At 62.3% G+C, this 17,949-nt stretch carries 18 protein-coding genes; 7 read left to right on the top strand and 11 right to left on the bottom strand.

Features of this window, described 5'->3' with window-relative positions; genetic code table 11:
- Positions 1-201 precede the first annotated feature (201 nt).
- Positions 202-1,452, top strand: coding sequence for a glucose-1-phosphate adenylyltransferase (gene glgC, locus E6X30_RS00960; RefSeq protein ID WP_259893289.1), 1,251 nt, complete (start codon positions 202-204; stop codon positions 1,450-1,452).
- Between the two features lie 57 nt (positions 1,453-1,509).
- Here glgC and E6X30_RS00955 read toward each other — a convergent pair whose 3' ends face one another.
- Together E6X30_RS00955 and fabG are read right to left on the bottom strand one after the other, a co-directional pair.
- Positions 1,510-1,998, bottom strand: coding sequence for a histidine phosphatase family protein (locus tag E6X30_RS00955; protein ID WP_061211945.1), 489 nt, complete (start codon positions 1,996-1,998; stop codon positions 1,510-1,512).
- Between the two features lie 103 nt (positions 1,999-2,101).
- On the bottom strand, positions 2,102-2,812 hold the full coding sequence (gene fabG, locus E6X30_RS00950; protein ID WP_232049698.1) for a 3-oxoacyl-ACP reductase FabG: 711 nt from the start codon (positions 2,810-2,812) through the stop codon (positions 2,102-2,104).
- 133 nt (positions 2,813-2,945) lie between these two features.
- Between fabG and E6X30_RS00945 the strand changes: the two genes are divergently transcribed.
- From E6X30_RS00945 to E6X30_RS00925, 5 genes are all read left to right on the top strand, one after another.
- The gene (locus E6X30_RS00945; protein ID WP_259893290.1) at positions 2,946-3,467 is read left to right on the top strand and encodes a hypothetical protein; all 522 of its coding nucleotides are present in this window, start codon (positions 2,946-2,948) and stop codon (positions 3,465-3,467) included.
- Positions 3,457-3,852, top strand: a complete 396-nt coding sequence (locus E6X30_RS00940) for a DUF3099 domain-containing protein (protein ID WP_259852988.1) — start codon at positions 3,457-3,459, stop codon at positions 3,850-3,852. Before E6X30_RS00945 ends, E6X30_RS00940 begins: the two co-directional genes overlap by 11 nt.
- Positions 3,849-4,775: an SURF1 family protein gene (locus E6X30_RS00935; RefSeq protein ID WP_316335551.1), complete on the top strand. Its 927-nt coding sequence runs from the start codon at positions 3,849-3,851 to the stop codon at positions 4,773-4,775. Before E6X30_RS00940 ends, E6X30_RS00935 begins: the two co-directional genes overlap by 4 nt.
- Positions 4,772-5,581 (top strand): glycerophosphodiester phosphodiesterase family protein, encoded by an 810-nt coding sequence (locus E6X30_RS00930; RefSeq protein ID WP_040386541.1) that lies wholly within the window; start codon positions 4,772-4,774, stop codon positions 5,579-5,581. Before E6X30_RS00935 ends, E6X30_RS00930 begins: the two co-directional genes overlap by 4 nt.
- 92 nt (positions 5,582-5,673) lie before the next feature.
- Positions 5,674-6,027 carry an RNA polymerase-binding protein RbpA gene (locus E6X30_RS00925; RefSeq protein ID WP_016664563.1) on the top strand — a complete coding sequence of 118 codons (354 nt, stop codon included), beginning with the start codon at positions 5,674-5,676 and terminating at the stop codon, positions 6,025-6,027.
- A 38-nt stretch (positions 6,028-6,065) separates the two neighbouring features.
- On the opposite strand, the gene E6X30_RS00920 is transcribed toward E6X30_RS00925, so the two are convergent.
- The 8 genes from E6X30_RS00920 to E6X30_RS00885 form a co-directional block, all read right to left on the bottom strand.
- Positions 6,066-6,680, bottom strand: coding sequence for an FxsA family protein (locus tag E6X30_RS00920; protein WP_083286243.1), 615 nt, complete (start codon positions 6,678-6,680; stop codon positions 6,066-6,068).
- The gene (locus tag E6X30_RS00915; protein WP_070436054.1) at positions 6,677-7,420 is read right to left on the bottom strand and encodes a polyprenol monophosphomannose synthase; all 744 of its coding nucleotides are present in this window, start codon (positions 7,418-7,420) and stop codon (positions 6,677-6,679) included. Before E6X30_RS00915 ends, E6X30_RS00920 begins: the two co-directional genes overlap by 4 nt.
- On the bottom strand, positions 7,417-9,024 hold the full coding sequence (gene lnt, locus E6X30_RS00910) for an apolipoprotein N-acyltransferase (RefSeq protein ID WP_316335550.1): 1,608 nt from the start codon (positions 9,022-9,024) through the stop codon (positions 7,417-7,419). Before lnt ends, E6X30_RS00915 begins: the two co-directional genes overlap by 4 nt.
- Before the next feature lie 139 nt (positions 9,025-9,163).
- A complete protein-coding gene (locus E6X30_RS00905) occupies positions 9,164-12,001 on the bottom strand; it encodes a DEAD/DEAH box helicase (protein WP_316335549.1) in 2,838 nt (945 codons plus the stop codon).
- Positions 11,998-12,933, bottom strand: a complete 936-nt coding sequence (locus E6X30_RS00900) for a diacylglycerol kinase family protein (RefSeq protein WP_316335548.1) — start codon at positions 12,931-12,933, stop codon at positions 11,998-12,000. Before E6X30_RS00900 ends, E6X30_RS00905 begins: the two co-directional genes overlap by 4 nt.
- The gene (gene tatC / locus E6X30_RS00895; protein ID WP_316335547.1) at positions 12,930-13,817 is read right to left on the bottom strand and encodes a twin-arginine translocase subunit TatC; all 888 of its coding nucleotides are present in this window, start codon (positions 13,815-13,817) and stop codon (positions 12,930-12,932) included. The genes E6X30_RS00900 and tatC overlap by 4 nt, the downstream gene beginning before the upstream one ends.
- A 73-nt stretch (positions 13,818-13,890) precedes the next feature.
- Positions 13,891-14,283, bottom strand: coding sequence for a Sec-independent protein translocase subunit TatA (gene tatA, locus E6X30_RS00890; RefSeq protein ID WP_316335546.1), 393 nt, complete (start codon positions 14,281-14,283; stop codon positions 13,891-13,893).
- 108 nt (positions 14,284-14,391) lie between these two features.
- Positions 14,392-16,353, bottom strand: coding sequence for a WYL domain-containing protein (locus E6X30_RS00885; RefSeq protein ID WP_316335545.1), 1,962 nt, complete (start codon positions 16,351-16,353; stop codon positions 14,392-14,394).
- A 39-nt stretch (positions 16,354-16,392) separates the two neighbouring features.
- Between E6X30_RS00885 and E6X30_RS00880 the strand changes: the two genes are divergently transcribed.
- Positions 16,393-17,499 (top strand): DUF3866 family protein, encoded by a 1,107-nt coding sequence (locus tag E6X30_RS00880; protein WP_316335544.1) that lies wholly within the window; start codon positions 16,393-16,395, stop codon positions 17,497-17,499.
- On the opposite strand, the gene E6X30_RS00875 is transcribed toward E6X30_RS00880, so the two are convergent.
- Positions 17,489-17,938 carry a PH domain-containing protein gene (locus E6X30_RS00875; protein WP_316335543.1) on the bottom strand — a complete coding sequence of 150 codons (450 nt, stop codon included), beginning with the start codon at positions 17,936-17,938 and terminating at the stop codon, positions 17,489-17,491. The genes E6X30_RS00880 and E6X30_RS00875 overlap by 11 nt on opposite strands.
- Between the last annotated feature and the right edge of the window lie 11 nt (positions 17,939-17,949).

Below are 17,949 nucleotides of genomic sequence, written 5' to 3'. Positions count from 1 at the left end.
CCTACCTAGGTGAGACGTCAAGGGCGAAACGGGCTGGGCGCTGCACCTGCTGGCTGTTCGCCCTCCGCATTGTCATGATAGTCACACGTACGAAAGCTCGCATGACCGGTACGTTCCCGCGAAACGAAAGCTGAGCGGCACCGAGGTGAGCACGCGGTAAACGAGGACGTGATGCACCTAACTGTGCAGTACGATTGAAGCATGGTCGCAACGAAGGTCCTCGCAATTGTTCTCGCCGGCGGTGAAGGCAAGCGCCTCATGCCGCTCACACTCGATCGCGCAAAGCCCGCCGTGCCGTTTGGAGGCTCCTACAGGCTGATCGATTTTGCGCTTTCCAACATCGTGAACTCCGGCTATCTCCAGGTTGTCGTCCTTACTCAATACAAGTCGCATTCGCTTGACACGCACATCGCAAAGACATGGCGCATGAGTTCACTGCTCGGCAATTACGTCGCCCCCGTGCCTGCTCAGCAGCGCATGGGTAAGCACTGGTATCTCGGGAGCGCCGATGCGATCTATCAGAACCTCAACATCATTGGTGACTCCAAGCCCGACTACATCGTGGTGGTTGGTGCAGACCACGTCTACCGGATGGATTTCTCGCAGATGGTTGAGGCCCACATCGAATCGGGTCGCTCGTGCACGGTGGCAGCGATCAGGCAGCCCATCGAGCAGTCCGATCAGTTCGGCGTGATCGAAGTCGATCCCGAAGATCCCACTCGCATTGCGCAGTTCGTTGAAAAGCCCAAGGAGACCCAGGGCCTGCCGGATGATCCGAACTCGGTGCTTGCCTCGATGGGGAACTATGTGTTTACTGCCGACGCCCTCGTTGAAGCCGTCACGAGGGACGCAGAAAACGGCGAGTCGAACCACGACATGGGTGGCGACATCGTCCCCCACTTCGTGAACCTCAACGACGCGGGAGTCTACGACTTCATTCGTAACGACGTGCCTGGTTCGACGGACCGCGACCGCGATTACTGGCGAGACGTCGGAACGCTCGATGCCTTCTACGAAGCACACATGGATCTCATCTCGATCCACCCGATCTTCAATCTGTACAACACCGCATGGCCGGTGTTTACGGAATCGCGATCGGCCCTCGCACCCGCGAAATTCGTCCACGCCGGCCCGGGTCGTGTCGGAAGTGCGGTCGATTCGATCGTCTCAGCGGGCGTCGTGGTGTCCGGCGCGCAAATCTCCAACTCCGTCATTGGCCCGGGGGCCCAACTCCACTCGTGGTCCTCTATTTCCGATTCAGTGATTATGGACAATGTGACGGTTGGCCGTCACTCGCAAATCCACCGCGCGATCATCGACAAAGACATCGTGATCCCACCGCGAACCCAAATCGGCCTCAACCGCGAGGAAGACCTCGCTCGCGGATGGACCGTCACGGATTCGGGAATCACGGTGATTGGCAAGGGCACAATCATCGAGCCGCAGCACTGACCTGAAAGAAAAAGGGAGGGTGCCCGTCGGGGCCCCTCCCTTTTTGCGTGAGCCGCGCTAGCCCCGCACGAGGGTGAGCAGATTGAGCTCCTCTTCTGCGACGTCTTTCCACGAATCGGCACTCGAGGTAAGGACGCTCATGGAGCCGGTCGGCACACCGATGCGCACCTGGGCGAGGGAGGCGGGATCAGAGTCATCGTCATTGCCAAGGTAAGCAGCGAGTTGGCTCATGGTGGGCTCGTGCCCAACGACGAGGAGAACCCGGCAAGAATCATCGACGTCCCGGATGAGTGAGAGCACATCCCGAACACCTCCGTGGTACAGCTCGTCGAGCACACTCACGCTGCATTCAGGGCTCCCGAGTGACGCGTGGACATCGCTCCACGTTTCTTGCGTACGCGCCGCAGAGGAGACGAGCACACAGCTCGGCCGTACCCCCTGCGCGCAAAGGTAGTCACCGATGAGCCTGGCCTGCGAATGCCCTCGATCAGTGAGCACGCGTTCCATATCGCTAGCGGCATCCGATTCTGCTTTTCCATGCCGCATCAAAAGAAGGATGCGACTAGGAGGTTCATCACTCACGCGATTTCACCCGTTCTGCGCCCAAGGCGCGCTCGACGTTAATTCTCGTTGTGGAAGTGCGCAGTCTTTAGTGTCCCATGCCGAGGCCGCCGTCGACAGGAATGACGGCGCCCGAAATGTATGACGCATCGTCGCTCGCGAGGAACGCCGCAACTTTTGCGACCTCAGAGGGTGCTGCGAAGCGACCGACGGGAATCTGCGAGAGGTACTGCTCCTTGCGAGCCTCGTCGAGCCCGCGCGTCATTTCCGTCTCGATGTAGCCGGGGGCAATGACGTTGGTCGTGATGCCGCGCGAGCCAAGTTCGCGCGTGAGCGAGCGTGCCATACCGATGAGGCCAGCCTTCGACGAGGCGTAGTTCACCTGACCGGGCGAGCCGAGGAGGCTCACCACTGACGACAGGAGAATGATGCGTCCTTTCTTCTTGCGCATCATGGCCCTGATGGCCCGCTTTACGGTGCGGAACGTACCGTTCAGGTTTGTATTGACGACATTGTCGAAGGAGTCGTCGCTCATGCGCAGCATGAGCTGGTCGTCAGTGATACCCGCGTTGGCAATGAGGACCTCGACGCTCCCGTGTGCTTCTTCGACCTCAGCAAAGGCCGCATCGAGCGATGACGGGTCGGTGACGTCCGCTTTAACGGTGAGCGCACCCTCGGGGCCGCCCTCCCCCGACCGCGAGGTGACGGCCACCTTGTCGCCGAGGGAAAGGAAGTGTTCGGCGAGCGCGTAGCCAATGCCACGGTTGCCGCCGGTAATCAACACGCTTCGAGAGGTCACAGTTGCCCTTTCACGCTATGGAAGAATGAGGTTCGGGCCAAGCCTATCGCTAAAGATTGCGCGGCGGCGCATAGCCTACGATGGTAGGACGGCACGTCATAAGACACGATTGGCACGCGGGAGGAGAGCACCGGTGACGTCACGCTTTAATCCGCCTCCGTCATGGCCCGAGCCTCCCGAGGGTACCGGGGCGCTTCCGGAGTCGTGGCAACCGAACCCTCAGTGGCCGGAAGTCCCCGCGGGATGGCGTCTTGACTATGACCCTTCCACCGTCGGACCTTCCCCCGCTGTTCCCGCTCCCGTTGTGCGCAGCGAAAACGTCCACGCAAGTGCGATCGTGGCTGAGCGTATCCGGCAGTACCCCGCGACCGTTGAACTTCCTGGGCACGTGAGTGCAAGCGAAGCCAGCTCTTCGCTCATCAATGGTTTTCCCCCGGAGAAGCCGCGTGCGTTTGGCCCGTACGATCCGCACGCTCGCCGCAGGCGGCTCATCGTGAACGTGTGCCTGTGCGTGGTGGGCGTGCTCCTCGTGGCTGCCGCGGTCTATGGATTCTCGGAACTGTTCTCCTTTGCGATGAACGAGCTGCCGAAGGGTGAAAGCGCCGCGGCGTCGTTGCTGCACTCGTCTTCGCTGTCAGGCGTTCATGCCCTCTGATCCCCTCGAGAACACCGTCCCTCCCGCGAGCGTTCATACGTCTTTTTCGGCGCCACCCGCGGCGATTCCCATTGCGCGCTCTGCCGATGTGTCGCGCCGTTCACGGACGTACATCCTCGCCATGGCGATACGCATGGTGTGCCTCGCCCTGCTGATCGTTGTGCCCGGCGTATGGAAGCTTGTCGCGCTGATCGGAGCGGTTGTCCTGCCCCTTTTCGCGGTCCTCGTTGCCAACGACCAGGCGGTTCCCACACCGCCGAACCGGGAGCAGCGCCTCGATGAACAGCCCGTTCCCTTTGTTCTTACGGCAGAGCCTTCTCAGCCGTTCATCACGGTTGACGAGGACGGCACGGTCCGCGAGACATGGGGCGGTGAGCACCTGTGAGGCGCGTCGGTCTTCGCCCAATTGTGACGTGGCGGTGGGCGCTCGCATTCCTTTTTGTCGCGCTCGCGACGCTTACGTGCGTGCGGCTTGGCATCTGGCAATTGAATCGTTTTGAGGAAAAGCGGGCCCGGGCGGCGGTGATCGAGCAACACTACGATGCCGAGCCGATTGCGCTCGCTGACGCGCCCTCCTCGGCTCGGTCGAAATTAGCCGCAGCCGATGACTACACCGTCGTGCGCGCCCGCGGCCACTATTGCTCGCGCCCCGAATGTGTGCTGTACGTGAGAAACCGTGTTGAGGGTTCGAGCGTGGGGTTTTGGCAGCTCGTCCCGTTCGAGACGAACGACGGCAGTACTTTTCTGGCCGTACGCGGCTGGGTCACGACGGGGCAGACGGACTCGGTTCCTGCGTCCCGACCGAAAGTTTCCTCCGGCGAGGTCGAGCTCGTCGCGCGCTTGAGGCCGCGCGAACCCCGGCTCTCCGACAGACCAGAAGTCCCGGGGCAGCTCCACTCGGTGAATGCGACTGACGTCCTCTCTCAAGTACCGCAGCTCGAGAATGTCCTCGAGGGCGCCTACGGCGAAGTCGTAAGCGAGAACGGGGTAGCTCCGGAAGGGCTTTCCGCCCTGGAAAAACCCTCGACCTCGCTTGGCCCGCATTTGTCCTACGCGTTTCAGTGGTGGATTTTTTCGGCGTTTTTCGTGCTCGGTTTTGTGGTGGCGGCACGTCGTACGCTTCGCGACTACGAGGGCGAGGAGGAGTCCGACGCCGCCTTAGCCACCACCGTCGCCAACGATGTCGCCGCGGCGCCTGCTCGCGGTTCTGTGCGGCGGTACGGCGCCACTCGTCACACCCGACACCGCTCGCGCGGCACAGATGAGGACGAGGAAGATTCGCTGCTCGACGAAGGGTACGGGTCGTGAGCTCGCCAGTGCGTCGATACTTTTCGGGACCGCTTCCCCGCGCGATAGCCCACCGCGGTTTCGCGCCTGAAGGTGGAGAAAATACACTTGAGGCCTTTGCAGCCGCCTGCGCGCACGGGGCGGACGTCATGGAAACCGACGTACGCGCGAGCAGTGACAACGTGGCGCTGACCTTCCACGACCCTACGCTTGCGCGAGTCGCGGGCGGCGACCCACGCGCGATAGCCGAAACCCCGTGGTCGCGTCTGAGCACGGTCCGTGTGCACGATCGTGGCACGATCGCACGCCTCGATGATGCACTCGCGTCGTTCCCCGACCTCCCCTTCAACATCGATGTGAAGGCGGCCTCTGCCATAGAGCCCACCGTCGCAGCCATCGCGCGAACGGGCGCCGGTCGGCGGGTGTGCCTGACAAGCTTTGATCCCGCGGTCGCACATGAAGTCGTGTCACGAGCGAGCAGCGCCTGCGGGCATCAGGTCATGGCTAGCGCTTCTCGCACGACGGTCGCGGCGTTCCTTGCAGCCTCGTGGTTGGGGGCCGAGCGGCTGAGCACAAGGGTGCTCGCACGTTATGCGGCCCTCCAGGTCCCCATTCGCTATAGGGGGCTCCCGATCCTTACGCCCCGTTTCGTGGCCGCCGCACACCGGGCTGGGTGTGAGGTACACGCGTGGACAATCGATGACGAGCCGGCCATGCACGCCCTCCTCGACATGGGCGTGGATGGTATCGTAAGTAACCGTGTTGATCGGCTCGTGAAGGTTCGCGAGGCTCGTGCCAATCACCGCACGGGGCCCGGAAGGGAATAACACCACCGGCCGAGGCGTTCATAGGTCGTGAATGCTGGCGAAGATTCGCCAAAGGCGCCCACAACGGACAATGTAGGGAAGAAGGTCGCTCGATGAACTCTCGCTCACTGCGAGGCACCCGACTCGGTTCGCTTTCGATGGAAACGGATGACGGCGTTCTCGCCGCTCCGCGCCAGGAAGCAAAGTATGACTGCCCCAACAAGCACATCATCATCCTCCCGTTTTCGGTAGAGGCCGATGTACCGCTCGTGTGGGAGTGCCGCTGCGGTGAGACCGCCGTTCTTCGCGATCACGAAAAGCCCGAAGGCAAGCCTGGTAAGCCTCAGCGCACCCACTGGGACATGCTCCTCGAGCGCCGCTCAGAAGAAGAGTTGCAGGAGCTTCTCGACAAGCGCCTGGAGCTTCTTCGCGCCGGTAAGCTACACTCGAACCGCCACTTCCTGTAGTGGCCGTGGCGGCGGCCTGTCCCCCGCCACCGTAGATCCTAGAGAACGTCGCCCTCGTAAGGGGGCGGCGTTTTTCCGTTTCCGCCCTCACTGCTTGAGCGATCATTCTCGGGGGCAGGCGGGAGCTGGCCGCTCGGGTGTGCGGTGGTGTCCGGGCGGGAGCCTTGGGGGTCCGACGCTTGCCCGGTCGTATCGATCACAATCTCGCTTTCAATGACCGATCCCCGATGCGAGGTGAAAAGAACTCGTCGCGAAGACTTTCCGGAGCCAAGTCCTACGGTATCGAGCGTCTTTTGCTGCACGGGCGTGAACAAGAGGATGAGTCCCGCGATGTCGGTGAGGACACCGGGGAAAAAGAACAGCATGGCGGAGATCAGCGTGAAGGCTGGGCGAGACAGGTGCTTCTTACGTTCGCCGCGGCCGGTGGCGGCGCGCCACAGAGAGATGATTCGCGTGATCGACTGCTGTCCAGCGGACAGTATGAGAGCGAAGCCGACGACCCACCCGAGGGCAATAAGGAGCAGAGGTACCCACCAGTGAGTCGCAGAACCGATCCAGATGAGGATCGCGATCTCGACGATGCCGAGCAGGATTGCGCCGACGGGCAGCAGCCATGCCGGAAGGGAACGAGAGAGGCGAGCGTCGTTCATCATGCACCCTTTTTCACGAGCGAACGGGCTTGTGAGAGACGGTGGTGGATACCCCACTGCGTCACTCGAAGCATGGCCTCTTTGATGATTGCGGAACTCATTTTGGATTCACCGTATTCGCGTTCGTCGAAGTCAATCGGAACTTCCCGGATCACAAAGCCCGCGGCACGGACCCTGCGAGTCATATCGACCTGGAAGCAGTAGCCCTGGCTTGCGATGTCCTCGCCCGCGAGAACGCGTGTGAGGATGGGTGCGCGAAAGGCTCGAAAGCCTGCCGTCGCATCTTTCACGCCTAGCCCAAGAGCGAGATTTACGTAGGTGTTTGCGCCACGCGAGAGAAGCTCGCGATTGAGGGGCCAATTGTGGACCGCTCCCCCAGGGACCCAACGCGAGCCGATCGCGAGGTCGGCGCCACGTTCGAGCGCCGTGAGGAGCGTTCCGAGTTGCTCGGGCCTATGGGAGGAATCGGCATCCATCTCGCACAGCACGTCATAGCCGTGCTCGAGACCCCATGCGAAACCCGCGAGGTATGCGGGCCCGAGGCCGCCCTTTTGGGTACGGTGCAGGACGTGGACCTGCTCATCGCGTTCGGCGAGGCGATCGGCCCACTGGCCAGTCCCATCCGGCGATCCATCGTCAACAACGAGTACGTGCGCCTCGGGAACTGCAGACCTGAGGCGCTCGAGCGTGGGCGGGAGCGCGTCGATCTCGTTGTAGGTGGGAATGATGACGAGCGTTGTCACGGACGGGAACGCCTTTCCTTGATGGTACGCGGCGGAGCAATAATGCTCCCTAGTAGGACAACGCCTGCACATGCCGCGATGATTCCGCGAATCGCGACACCATGCTGCATGGCGGGGGTGAGCCCCGTGCGAACGGGAACGTCTGCCGTCATGGTGCCTGCGGTCCAGTGGCCAAGGCCCGCAAGCTTGCGACCTTCGGGAGTAAAGATCGCGGAATCTCCCACGGTGGAAATATGCACGACACTCCGTCCCGAAATGACGGCGAAGACCTTCGCTTGTGCGAGCTGCTGAACGGACTCGTGAGAATCGAGGAAGAGCGCATTGTTGGATTGGACGACGAGCAGTTCAGCCCCCGCGTTCACGGTATCGGCGACACTTTGCTCGTAGGCAATCTCAAAGCAAATGAGCACGCCAATTTTCGCTCCCGAGAGGTCGATTATTCCGGGCTTATCCCCCGGTGTCATATCGCGCTCGACGAGCGAAACCTTGTCGGTAATCTTTGCGAAGAACTCTCGTTGAGGGATGTATTCGCCAAAAGGCACCGGGTGGCGTTTCGTGTATTCCTGGCCCGTGAGACCGTTGTCGTCGACCAAAACTGACGTGTTGAAGCGCGCTTTCTCACCGTTGGGCCGCTGAGTGCCCACGAGAATTGGCGCTCCCGATTCGCGCGCGAGGTCCTTGAGCGTCGCCATGCGTTCCGGATGAGCGGTCACGTCCCATCCGGTTGAATCCTCTGGCCAGACGATGAGGCGTGCACTCTCATTCGTGGCGAGGAACTCGCGGGTGCGTTCGACGTGATTGTCGAACATAGTGTCGGGAATGTAGTACGAGCCGGCCTTGGGGCGCTCGATATTGCCTTGAATACCGGCGATATGAATCGAGTGATGGCCCGAGTCAACTGAATTGGCTGGTCGAGGCGTCACAAGGGCGCACAGAACAATAATGATCGCCACGGATGCGGGCCACACGGCGTGCATCCCGTTTCGCCCCTTCGCCCGCCGAAAAGTCAGCGCACACAGGGCGCTAAACACGAGTGCGCCCAGCAACCCCGAAACAGCGCCAAGCCCGGTAATACCGAGCCACGGGCCGAAGTTCAAGAGAGGGGAGTTCGAGAAGGCAAACGCGCTCATTCCCCACGAGAGGCCGCCCCACGGAACACTTGCACGCACGAATTCCATGATCGCCCACAGGCACGCGATCCCCACGCTGCTCGAGAAGCGAATGCCGCGGCGGACGAGTATGAGCCGAGTGAGAAAACTAAATACGGCGATGTAGAGAGCCTCAAAGGCGGCGAGGGCTAGCCACGGCCCGAGTCCCGCATAAATATTGGCCCAGGAAAAAAGCGGGATGAATGCGCTCACGCCGAAGGCGAGGCCCGCAACCACAGCCGTGATCCAGCGGCGCGTGAACGATGCAAAAATAAGCCCGCCAAGAGCAGCGGGCAGCAGACCCCAGAGCCCGTAGGGGTCAAAAGAGAAGTGGAACAGGACCCCGCCGGCGATGGCACTGAGGAGCGCGATAATCGGCGGTGTAAATTTCTCTCCCTCGAAATGAGGGACGAGGACCTCACGAATGTCGTCGGCCGTCGAGGGTTTATCCTTCACAACGGTCTCCTTGCACCGGCAAAGCGCAGAGTCGGCGGCGTGGAGTGGACGCGGAAATCACCGCCACACGCGTTTGTTGAACCGACATTCCTCGCCTTCACCGATCACTCGACCCACACTGTTTCTCCAAACAGCACTTTTACATATCCTGGGCCACGATCCCGCGCAAAAGCTGAAGGCGAGCCTTCCGCGCTGTCGCCGCGACGCCCGCGTGGGACTGCCCGGGGACATGAGCAAGATGATCGAGAAGATCGATGACCTGACGCACGTGACGAACGAAATCGCCAGGGGCGACGGCCGCGTTTCCGATCGACTGCGCGAACCCCTCCCCCTTTGCCCAGCGGTACACCGCCGAGCACAGACCGGGATGGGGGGCGGGAGTTTGATCGAGTCCCGCTCGCCTTTCCTGCACGTTAATGTCGTCGGCCAGAACGGACAGCGCGTACAGAGCGCGGGAGACGGAACGGTCGTCGTGGTCTTCGCTTCCCCCCTCTTCGCGGCGCGGTTCGTAACTGAGCGCGCTCGCGACAGCCGCAAGTGCTGCGGGCGAGAGCCCCTCGAGCACTCCCTGGTCGAGGGCCTCGCACACGATGAGGTCACGCTCCGAATAGATGCGCTTGAGCAACTCGCCCTTTGCCGTGACGGTGACGTGCCGGCTGGCGTCGGACTCTCCCACGTACCCGAGTGCCTCAAGAACCGCGCGCACCCGATCGAACTGCCGCACGAGCTGCGACGTGCGCTGCGCAATTGTTCGCTCCGCCCGCGCTGCCTCGCGAGCGGCTTTCCGGTACCTCGAGATCCACCGCATGTGCTGTTCGCGATCGTCGCAGCGATGGCACGGATGCTCTCGCAGGTCCTCGCGAAGCTGCACGAGGAGAGAATCATGGTTCGGGTTCGCACTCTTCTCACTCGAGCGGGCCCTTACCGCCGCGCGCGGAGAGTCCTCACCTCGGAGCTTTTCCCGCAGAGCGGATGCCGTGTCCTTTCGCACCCTCGCACTGCGGACCCGATCGAGCGAGGGCACCCGCATGGTCGTGAGCACCATGGGACTCGCGGTGAAATCTACGGTGTAGAGATCTCGAAGCTGGCCCTCACGCGTGATGACCCACACGCGTGGCCCGCGAACCGTCTTGTCATGGTCAATGACAACCGCGAAACCTGAGCGGCGTCCCCCTGGGATGGCAATGACCTCACCCCGACGGAGCTTCCCGACGATTGAGCGAGTACGCTCGCGCTGTTTATCGGCACGCGTTCGGCTCAGCTCTTTTTCGCGAGCCGAGATCTTTTCGAGGATGTCCGCGTACTGCGCGATATCGCCCTTCGAGCAGTGCATCGCCTCGCGGTATTGCTCGGCCACCTCTTGCTTCTCGCGCGCCTTGCGCGCCTGCGCCACGACGCTTCGGTCCGTATGAAACTGCGCGAAGCTGCTTTCAAGGGTCTCGTACGCTTCGTCAAGACTAAACCGGTCAAGGAGGTTCACGGCCATGTTGTACGTGGGCCTAAAGGCAGAGTGCAGTTTGTACGTTCGAGTCGAGGCGAGGCCGGCGACGTCTTGTGCCGCGATCGAGGAGCCAACAACGACGACAGCGTGCCCTTCGACGTCGATGCCGCGGCGCCCCGCGCGTCCCGTGAGCTGCGTGTACTCCCCCGGTGTGATCTTCGCGTGCTCAGTCCCGTTAAACTTCGTCAGCTTGTCCAGGACGACGGTGCGCGCCGGCATGTTGATGCCCAGGGCGAGGGTTTCCGTTGCGCAAACAACCTTGATGAGTCCACGAGCAAAAAGATCCTCGATCACGGCCTTGACAGCGGGAAGCTGACCCGCGTGGTGGGCCGCGAGTCCGTTCATCGCCGCCCGCTCAATCCTGCCAATCCCGAGCGCGTCGTAATCGTCAGCACGCAAATCCCCGAGCGCGGCGCGAAAGGCCTCTTTGATCTGCGAGCGCTCCGCGTCATCCGTGAGCCGCACGTTCGCTCGCATGAGTTGTGCCACCGCCTGATCGCAGCCGCTCCGAGAAAAAATAAAGAAGATCGCGGGGAGCATGCCGCGCTCCTCGAGGAGATAGACGACGTCGGCTCGGCTCATCGCCCGTGGCCGCATCCTCTGCTCGTGGCGATGCGAACGATGCGGACCACGCTGATCGTTGCGCCGATCCCGATAGCCCCGTCGGCCCGACCTGCCGCTCTTCCGACCCCTCCCGTGGCGTTTACCGCCGTAGCGGTGACCGTCTGGCACGTCGTCCCATGTCCCCTTGCCGATTTCGGCGAGCATGGGATTAACCTCGCGATAGCGCCGATGGGCAAACGGCCCGTGCGAGGGTGTTGCCCGCCCGTCTTCGTCGAGAAACACGTCGATGAGCTCGTGGTCGCTGAGCACGTGCTGCCACAGCGGGATCGGGCGGCGCTCGGAAACGATCACTTCCGTACTCCCCCGCACTTCCTCTATCCACGCCCCGAACTCTTCAACGTTCGAAACGGTCGCGCTCAGGGCAACGAGCTGCACGCTTCGCGGCAAGTGAATAATGATCTCTTCCCACACGGGCCCTCGCATTCGATCCGCGAGATAGTGGACCTCATCCATCACGACATAGCCGAGCGAATGAAGAGTCGGAGAATCGGCGTACATCATGTTGCGAAGGATCTCGGTCGTCATCACGACGACCTGGGCTTCCGAATTGACGTTCACGTCGCCCGTCACAAGCCCGACCGATTCGTGCCCAAGCCACTCCACGAGTTCTTGGTACTTCTGATTGCTCAGGGCCTTGATCGGAGTCGTGTAGAAGACCTTGACGCCGTGTGCCATGGCCCGGTGAACGGCATACTCGCCGACGATGGTTTTGCCGGCGCCCGTGGGAGCGGCAACGAGAACCGAGCTTCCTCGGTCCAGCGCGTCCATGGCGCTCAACTGGAACGGATCGAGATCAAACGCAAATCGCGCGGTAAAGTGCCCGCGAAGGCCGGTACCTGGAGCGTCATTCATGCTGCTGCCTCCTGAAACTGGTCGTCGTGAAGCTGCGGGGCGAGGATGCTCACCGCCCCGGGCAAAACTCGAGCGCGAAGCGGGAGAAATGCGCGTGTTTCCCCATCGCTGCACACCTCAATAGGATCGTCCGAGCCGATCGTGAGCGAAGCGCAAGCAGTGACCGTGTAGTGAGGCAGGGATACGTGCGTTCCCGAGAACACGCGAGGGAAAAAGCGTACGAGTCCAGCCCTGCTAAGGCCCGAAACAGTGACGAACTCGAGCACTCCGTCGTCGACCTTTGAGACGGGACAGTACTTCATCCCGCCACCGAAGTAGCCAGCATTGCTGAGCGTCACGAGTGAAGCGTCGATGTGCTGGCGTTCGCCGCCGTCGAGTTCGACCCAGTATCGGCGCGGCCTGTACGAAAGGAGCTCTCGAGCGACGGCACCCGAATAGCCGTAGCGGGAACGATTCGCGCGCGCATTAACAATCGCGTCGAAGCCCATGTTGAGATTGCCGAGGGCGATGACGCTGCTGCCCTCCGGGCCGCCTTCAAAGTGTGCCTCGATCGCGTCAATACGTTGCTCGCCCCGTGCGAGCGCGGAGACGATCACGCGCACGGCGGCGTCGGCATCATCAAGGGGAAGCCCGATCGCGCGTGCAAAGTCATTCCCAGAGCCTGCCGGCACGATGCCGAGGCGAATACTCGTGCCGCACACGAGAGAGGCCCCGAGAGCCACGGTGCCGTCACCCCCGACGACCACGAGAGCGTCGAGGGTGTCGATGACGGCTTCGGCACGCCGCTTCGCCGTGAGGGCATCGGGAGCAGAAAGGTCGATCACCGACAAACCCGCGGCGCCGAGCAGAGCGCAGACGTCGTGGCCGATATTCCCTGAGCGGCGCTTGGCTGCGTAGGGGTTCGCAATAACACCTACTCGGAGGCGGCTCATGATTCTGACGAACCGCCGGTGTCCTTGTGGGAATCGGCGTAGGCCTCATCGAGCGATTTGGGAAGCGCAATCTGGGACGGCACGTATTCGCCGGATTCCGTAAAGGCTGCCTGCTTCTTGAGGCGCTTCTCGCGCCGCGTCTCAAGGATGTAGGAGACGAGCACGGCGCCAAAGAAGAGAATGAGGAAGGGCGAGGTCACAAGGAGAAGTGTAATCGGCTCCGGCGTCGGAACCATCGCGGCGGTGAAAATGAAGCTGAGGAGGATAGCCCAGCGCCAGGCCTTAAGGATTGTGCGCCACGGAAGAATCCCCACGATGTTGAGCGCGACGAGGAATACCGGGTAGATGAAGGCGACGCCGAAAACCATGCAGGTCTTGACGACAAGCTCGATGTAGTCGCGAAACTCGACGAGCTGAAGAACTTCCTTGTTAGGACCAAAAGTCATGAGGATCGGGATCGCTCTTGTGATCGCGAAGTACCCGAAAATGGCGCCGGCGAGAAAGAGCGGCCCCGAGGAGAACAAGAACGACAGTGCCCAGCGCTTTTCATTTTTCTTGAGGCCGAGTGAGATGAACGCCCACGCCTCGTACACGATTACCGGGATGCTCAGCGCCACGCCAATGTAGGCGGCGAGCCTCAAGTGCGTTTCGAACGTGCCGGCGACACCACCGATATTGATCGCAACGTTGTATCCGAGCCCCTTGAGCTCACGGAAAGGTACGGCGAGTGCCTCATATAGCGGGTAGTAAAGGAACCAACCGGCAATCGAGAAGAGGACCACGAATACCGCGACGATGAAGATGCGGTCACGAAGTTCGGCGAGATGCTCGCCAAGACTCATGCGCCCTTCTGGATCGCGGGGGCGTTTCTTCTTCTTTGCCACGTGTGTCGTCCTACCCTCAGTTTCTGCCCGGCCCTCGCCAGTGGAGGACCGGGCACGCTAGATGCGTTTCGTTTCAGTCGCGGCGGTAGAGGTCGTCAGAGCGGCCGTCGCCGAGGAAGTCCTCGCGATCGCGAGCCTCGCGCACGGGTTCTTCGCGTCGGAAGTCGTCGCGGTCGTCGGGGCGGTAGTCGCGGTCGTCACGTCGGTAGTCGCGGTCGCGATCATCGCGGGCGTCGTAGGAACGGTCGTCGCGACGCGCACCTTCGCGATCGCGCTTGACATTGATGGACGCCTCGGCGTGGTCGTCGTCATCCTCTTTGCGCATTTCGGAAACTTCGTTCTTGAAAATGCGCATGGACTCACCAAGATTGCGTGCGAGGCCCGGGAGCTTGTTCGCGCCGAAGAGCAGAACAACCAGCAGCAAGAGGATCGCGATGGTCCAAGGTTTTAAAAAGTTGCTAGGCATCGTCAAATCACCATCCATAGCGTGTGATGTAAGTGCCGAGAACCCGGCACGCTGATAATTTTCGCATAGACACCACCGGTCAATCCGGATCGTCTCGGCCGCTCCAGCCTACTCCCCTAGACGCGCGACCTTGGTCTCAGCCACGCCCCTGATTGCGGATCGAATGTGATCCGGGTCAAGAACTTCTGCTTCGCCGTCGGTTTCGAAGATCGCGGCAAGGAGTGCATGGCTCGACGAAGGCGTGATGCGCGCGATCACTCTCGTGGAATTGGGCTCGGCGCGAAGCTCGCTCGCGTTGAAGACATCGAGAATCCATCTCGCTTTGGGGCCGATGGCGAGAGTGACAGTCGGCCAGTTTTCGAGCGCGACATCAAGCGGTGTCGTGAAATCACCGGTTGCGGGAGCGGCGGGATCGGTGCATTCCCACGAGTCAACGATGCGGTCGGAGCGAAACTCCCTTTCGGCCCCCGCGAGCCGGCAATACGCGCGTACATACAGAGCGCCGTACTTTGAAGTGACCTCGCGTGGCTCGATGTCACGAATGCTGATGCCGTGCCGAGCAGCAGGCGAATACATGATGCGCACGGGGCGTTTCGTGGCGTGCGCATCGAGGATGCGCGTGAGGGTGGGATTCTCGTGGTCACGAGAGGCCTCCGACGATTGCCCGCCTTGAACGGCTCCCTCGGGCACCATCGCGGCAAGCTTGGCCCTAAGGGCCTCGATTCCGGATACCGAAAATCCGCTGCGCGAGTCGGCGACGGCCTCGAGGCCGATGAGGAGTGCGCTGATTTCGCTAGCGGTGAAGGTCATGGGACGCGCGAGCGGGTCGGCTCCGGCGATGGAGACGTATCCGTCAGCGCGCGTGACTTCGACCAGTTCGTCGTACCCCCGCGAGTAATCCCCCGCGTTGTAGATGATGTCGAGGTCGGCATTGAGCTCGTCTACCGTGAGCCCAAAATCGCGGGCCATGTCGGCTACGGCAACGTCTCCGAACGAATGGAGGTAGGCGATCTCGGCACTCAGGCGTGTCAGTTCGCCATCGCCCGTTCCCACGTCACGTGCGCGCTTTTGTTTGACGGTGTCGAACGTGGATGCGCGCTCCCACGTCAGTGAGGCGGGCCCGGTATGGAGGGCGGCGATTCTTGCTCTCGTCAGCGCCCACGTCGTAGCGAGAGAGTGGTCTCCTTCCAGTGCCACCCATAGAGGCTCGGCCCATGCTGCGCTGAGGATTCCGTCGGCCTTGCTCGGTGGGACCTCGGCAACCGGACTCCTAGCGTCCATGCCGAGTTGAGAGCGCAAGCCGAGCGCTTTATAGGGAGCGATGCGCACGCGCAATTGTTCGGCGCTCTCGTTCGACTGGCCGGCGAGCGTCCCATCGTTCGAAAGGAGCGATCGAATCGGCGGATGCGGCTCACGCGCGTGCCTCGCGGCCGGCCCTTCAACAGGGATCGATTCGATGCGGCTGACGCGAAAGATTCGAGGAGCCTCCCGGTCGAGGTCGTAGCCGTAGAGATATTCGCGCCCGCGAGCCACATCAAAAGCCCACGGCTCCACGCGGCGTTTATGGGCGGCCGCCGCCGCAGAGGAGCGATAGGCAAAGGTGACGGATTTGCCGGACTCAAGGGCCTCGAGGAGAGGGGTGCTTGCGGGCGAGGAGCCGAGCGCTCCCCGCGCAATGCCCGAGACTGGCGGAACCCCCAACGAGGCGAGCTTTGCGCGAATGCGGGCTCCGAGGCTTCCCGCGGACTGAGTGCTCCACATCGCTGCCGCAGCCCCGAGCATGAGGCGCTCGTGTGCCTCAAACGTGCCGGTCGACGACGTAGCATCGCGCACGGAGGCCGTATACCTGAGCGTGGAGGGATTGACGAGGTCGGGGGTGGAATCGACATCGATTCCGAGCTTGGCTAGTCGAGCGAGATCGCGGGTGAATTGACGGCGGACACTCGCGGGATTCATGCGCTCGTACCCCGGCACAAGCTCCGTCACTTCCTCCCGCGTGAGGCCGCGTGTGCTCGACGTGAGAGTCAGTGCGAGGCTCAGGAGTCGCTCGACATTCTGCGTAGGTGGCACATCTCAACCCTAGCGTCCCGGCTCGGTAAGCTTGGGACCATGATCGCGCAGGAAACGGGAACGGTGCTCGAGCACCGAGATGCATGGCCGGGTGTCTGCCGCGTGTGGGCCGCGCTCGATTCCGACGGTACCCGCGTGAGCGCCCTCGCCTATCTCGGCATGGTCGCGGCGCCGGCCGTGGGCGATCGCCTCCTGCTCAACACCAATGCCCTTCGAAAGAGCCTCGGAACGGGAGGCGACGCTTTCATCATCGCCAATCTTGATGCGTGCGAGCGCGGAGAGCTTCCCGAAGGCCACATGATGAAGGCCCGCTATACCCCGCAGCAGATGATGGTCGATGCCATCGACGACCCTGCTTCCCCGGCCCACGAGGCGATTGACGCCGTGGAGAGCCTCGACGGGATGAGCGTCATCGTCGCCGGTTTGCATTCAGCCGTCGGCCCCATCGCCGCGGGCTTTCACGCGGTGCGGCCCGGGGCGCGGCTCGTGTATGTCCACACGGATTGGGCTGCGCTACCCGTGGCATACTCGCGTGCTAATGCCCGCCTTCGCGAGGAGGGAATTCTTTCAGCCACCATCAGCGCCGGGCAGTCGTTCGGGGGCGACGCCGAAGCGGTGTCCGTGCCCTCGGCTCTTGCCGCGGCACGCGCACACTTCGAGGCCGACGCCGTCATCGTTGCGCAAGGGCCTGGAAACCTCGGGACCGGTACACGCTGGGGCTTTGGTTCAATCGCCGTCGCGGATGCCCTCCACGCCGCAGCTGCGATGGGGGCGCGAGCCATTTGTGCGCCACGCGTATCCGAGGCTGACCCGCGCTCGCGCCACGTGGGCCTCTCCCACCACTCGAGGACCGTGCTCGAGCGCATGCTTTTTGCGGGAGTCGAGCTACCGAGCCTATCTCCATCCGAGCGCAGCGATATCGATCTCGAGATAGCCGAAAGCTACGCACACATTAACTCGGTGCGGTCTGCCCACGGGGTGCCTGCCCATCGAGTCACCGCAACGTCAGGTGAGGGCCTCGAAAAGGCGATACGGGCGCTGCCGGTACGCGTGTCGACCATGGGCCGCGGGCTCGAGGAGGATCGGGCGAGTTTCCTGTACAGCGCCCTTGCAGGACGACTTGCCGCCGAGGCGCCTACGGCCTAAGCGAGTGCGTGTCGATGAGCGCATTGAACTCGCGCGCCATGTCGACGCCTCTTTCGCCATCGGCCCGTTGAAAGGCCATGACGGCACACGTGTCGCCATCGGCCACATCCAGGTGTGCCCACGGGTCTCCTTCGGGGAAGCTCACCCCGATCAGTTCGGCCCATTCGAAGCGGCGCGTCGAAAAAGCATTGCGCACCGTCACGCAGGCGGCGTCGGCTCGCACGTGGACGCTAGCGTGCCGGTGGCAAAACCAGCCCACTGCCAGCGCGAGCAGCACGAAACCCAGCGAATCGAGAACCCTGTGGGTGAGAAGCGGAAGCGACACGGCCATCACGAGGCACGCAAAGGCGAACACCGCGGCGACGATGTACCCCCACCTGCGTACTGCACGGGGGCGATACGTGAGCGGTAGTTCTGGGATGTGCGAAGCGGCAGTCATGGGGGGGGGGC

This window comes from Dermabacter sp. (assembly GCF_032550575.1).
In the GTDB taxonomy this organism is placed as follows: Bacteria; Actinomycetota; Actinomycetes; order Actinomycetales; family Dermabacteraceae; genus Dermabacter; species Dermabacter hominis.
This window is presented reverse-complemented; position numbering and strand designations above follow the sequence as displayed.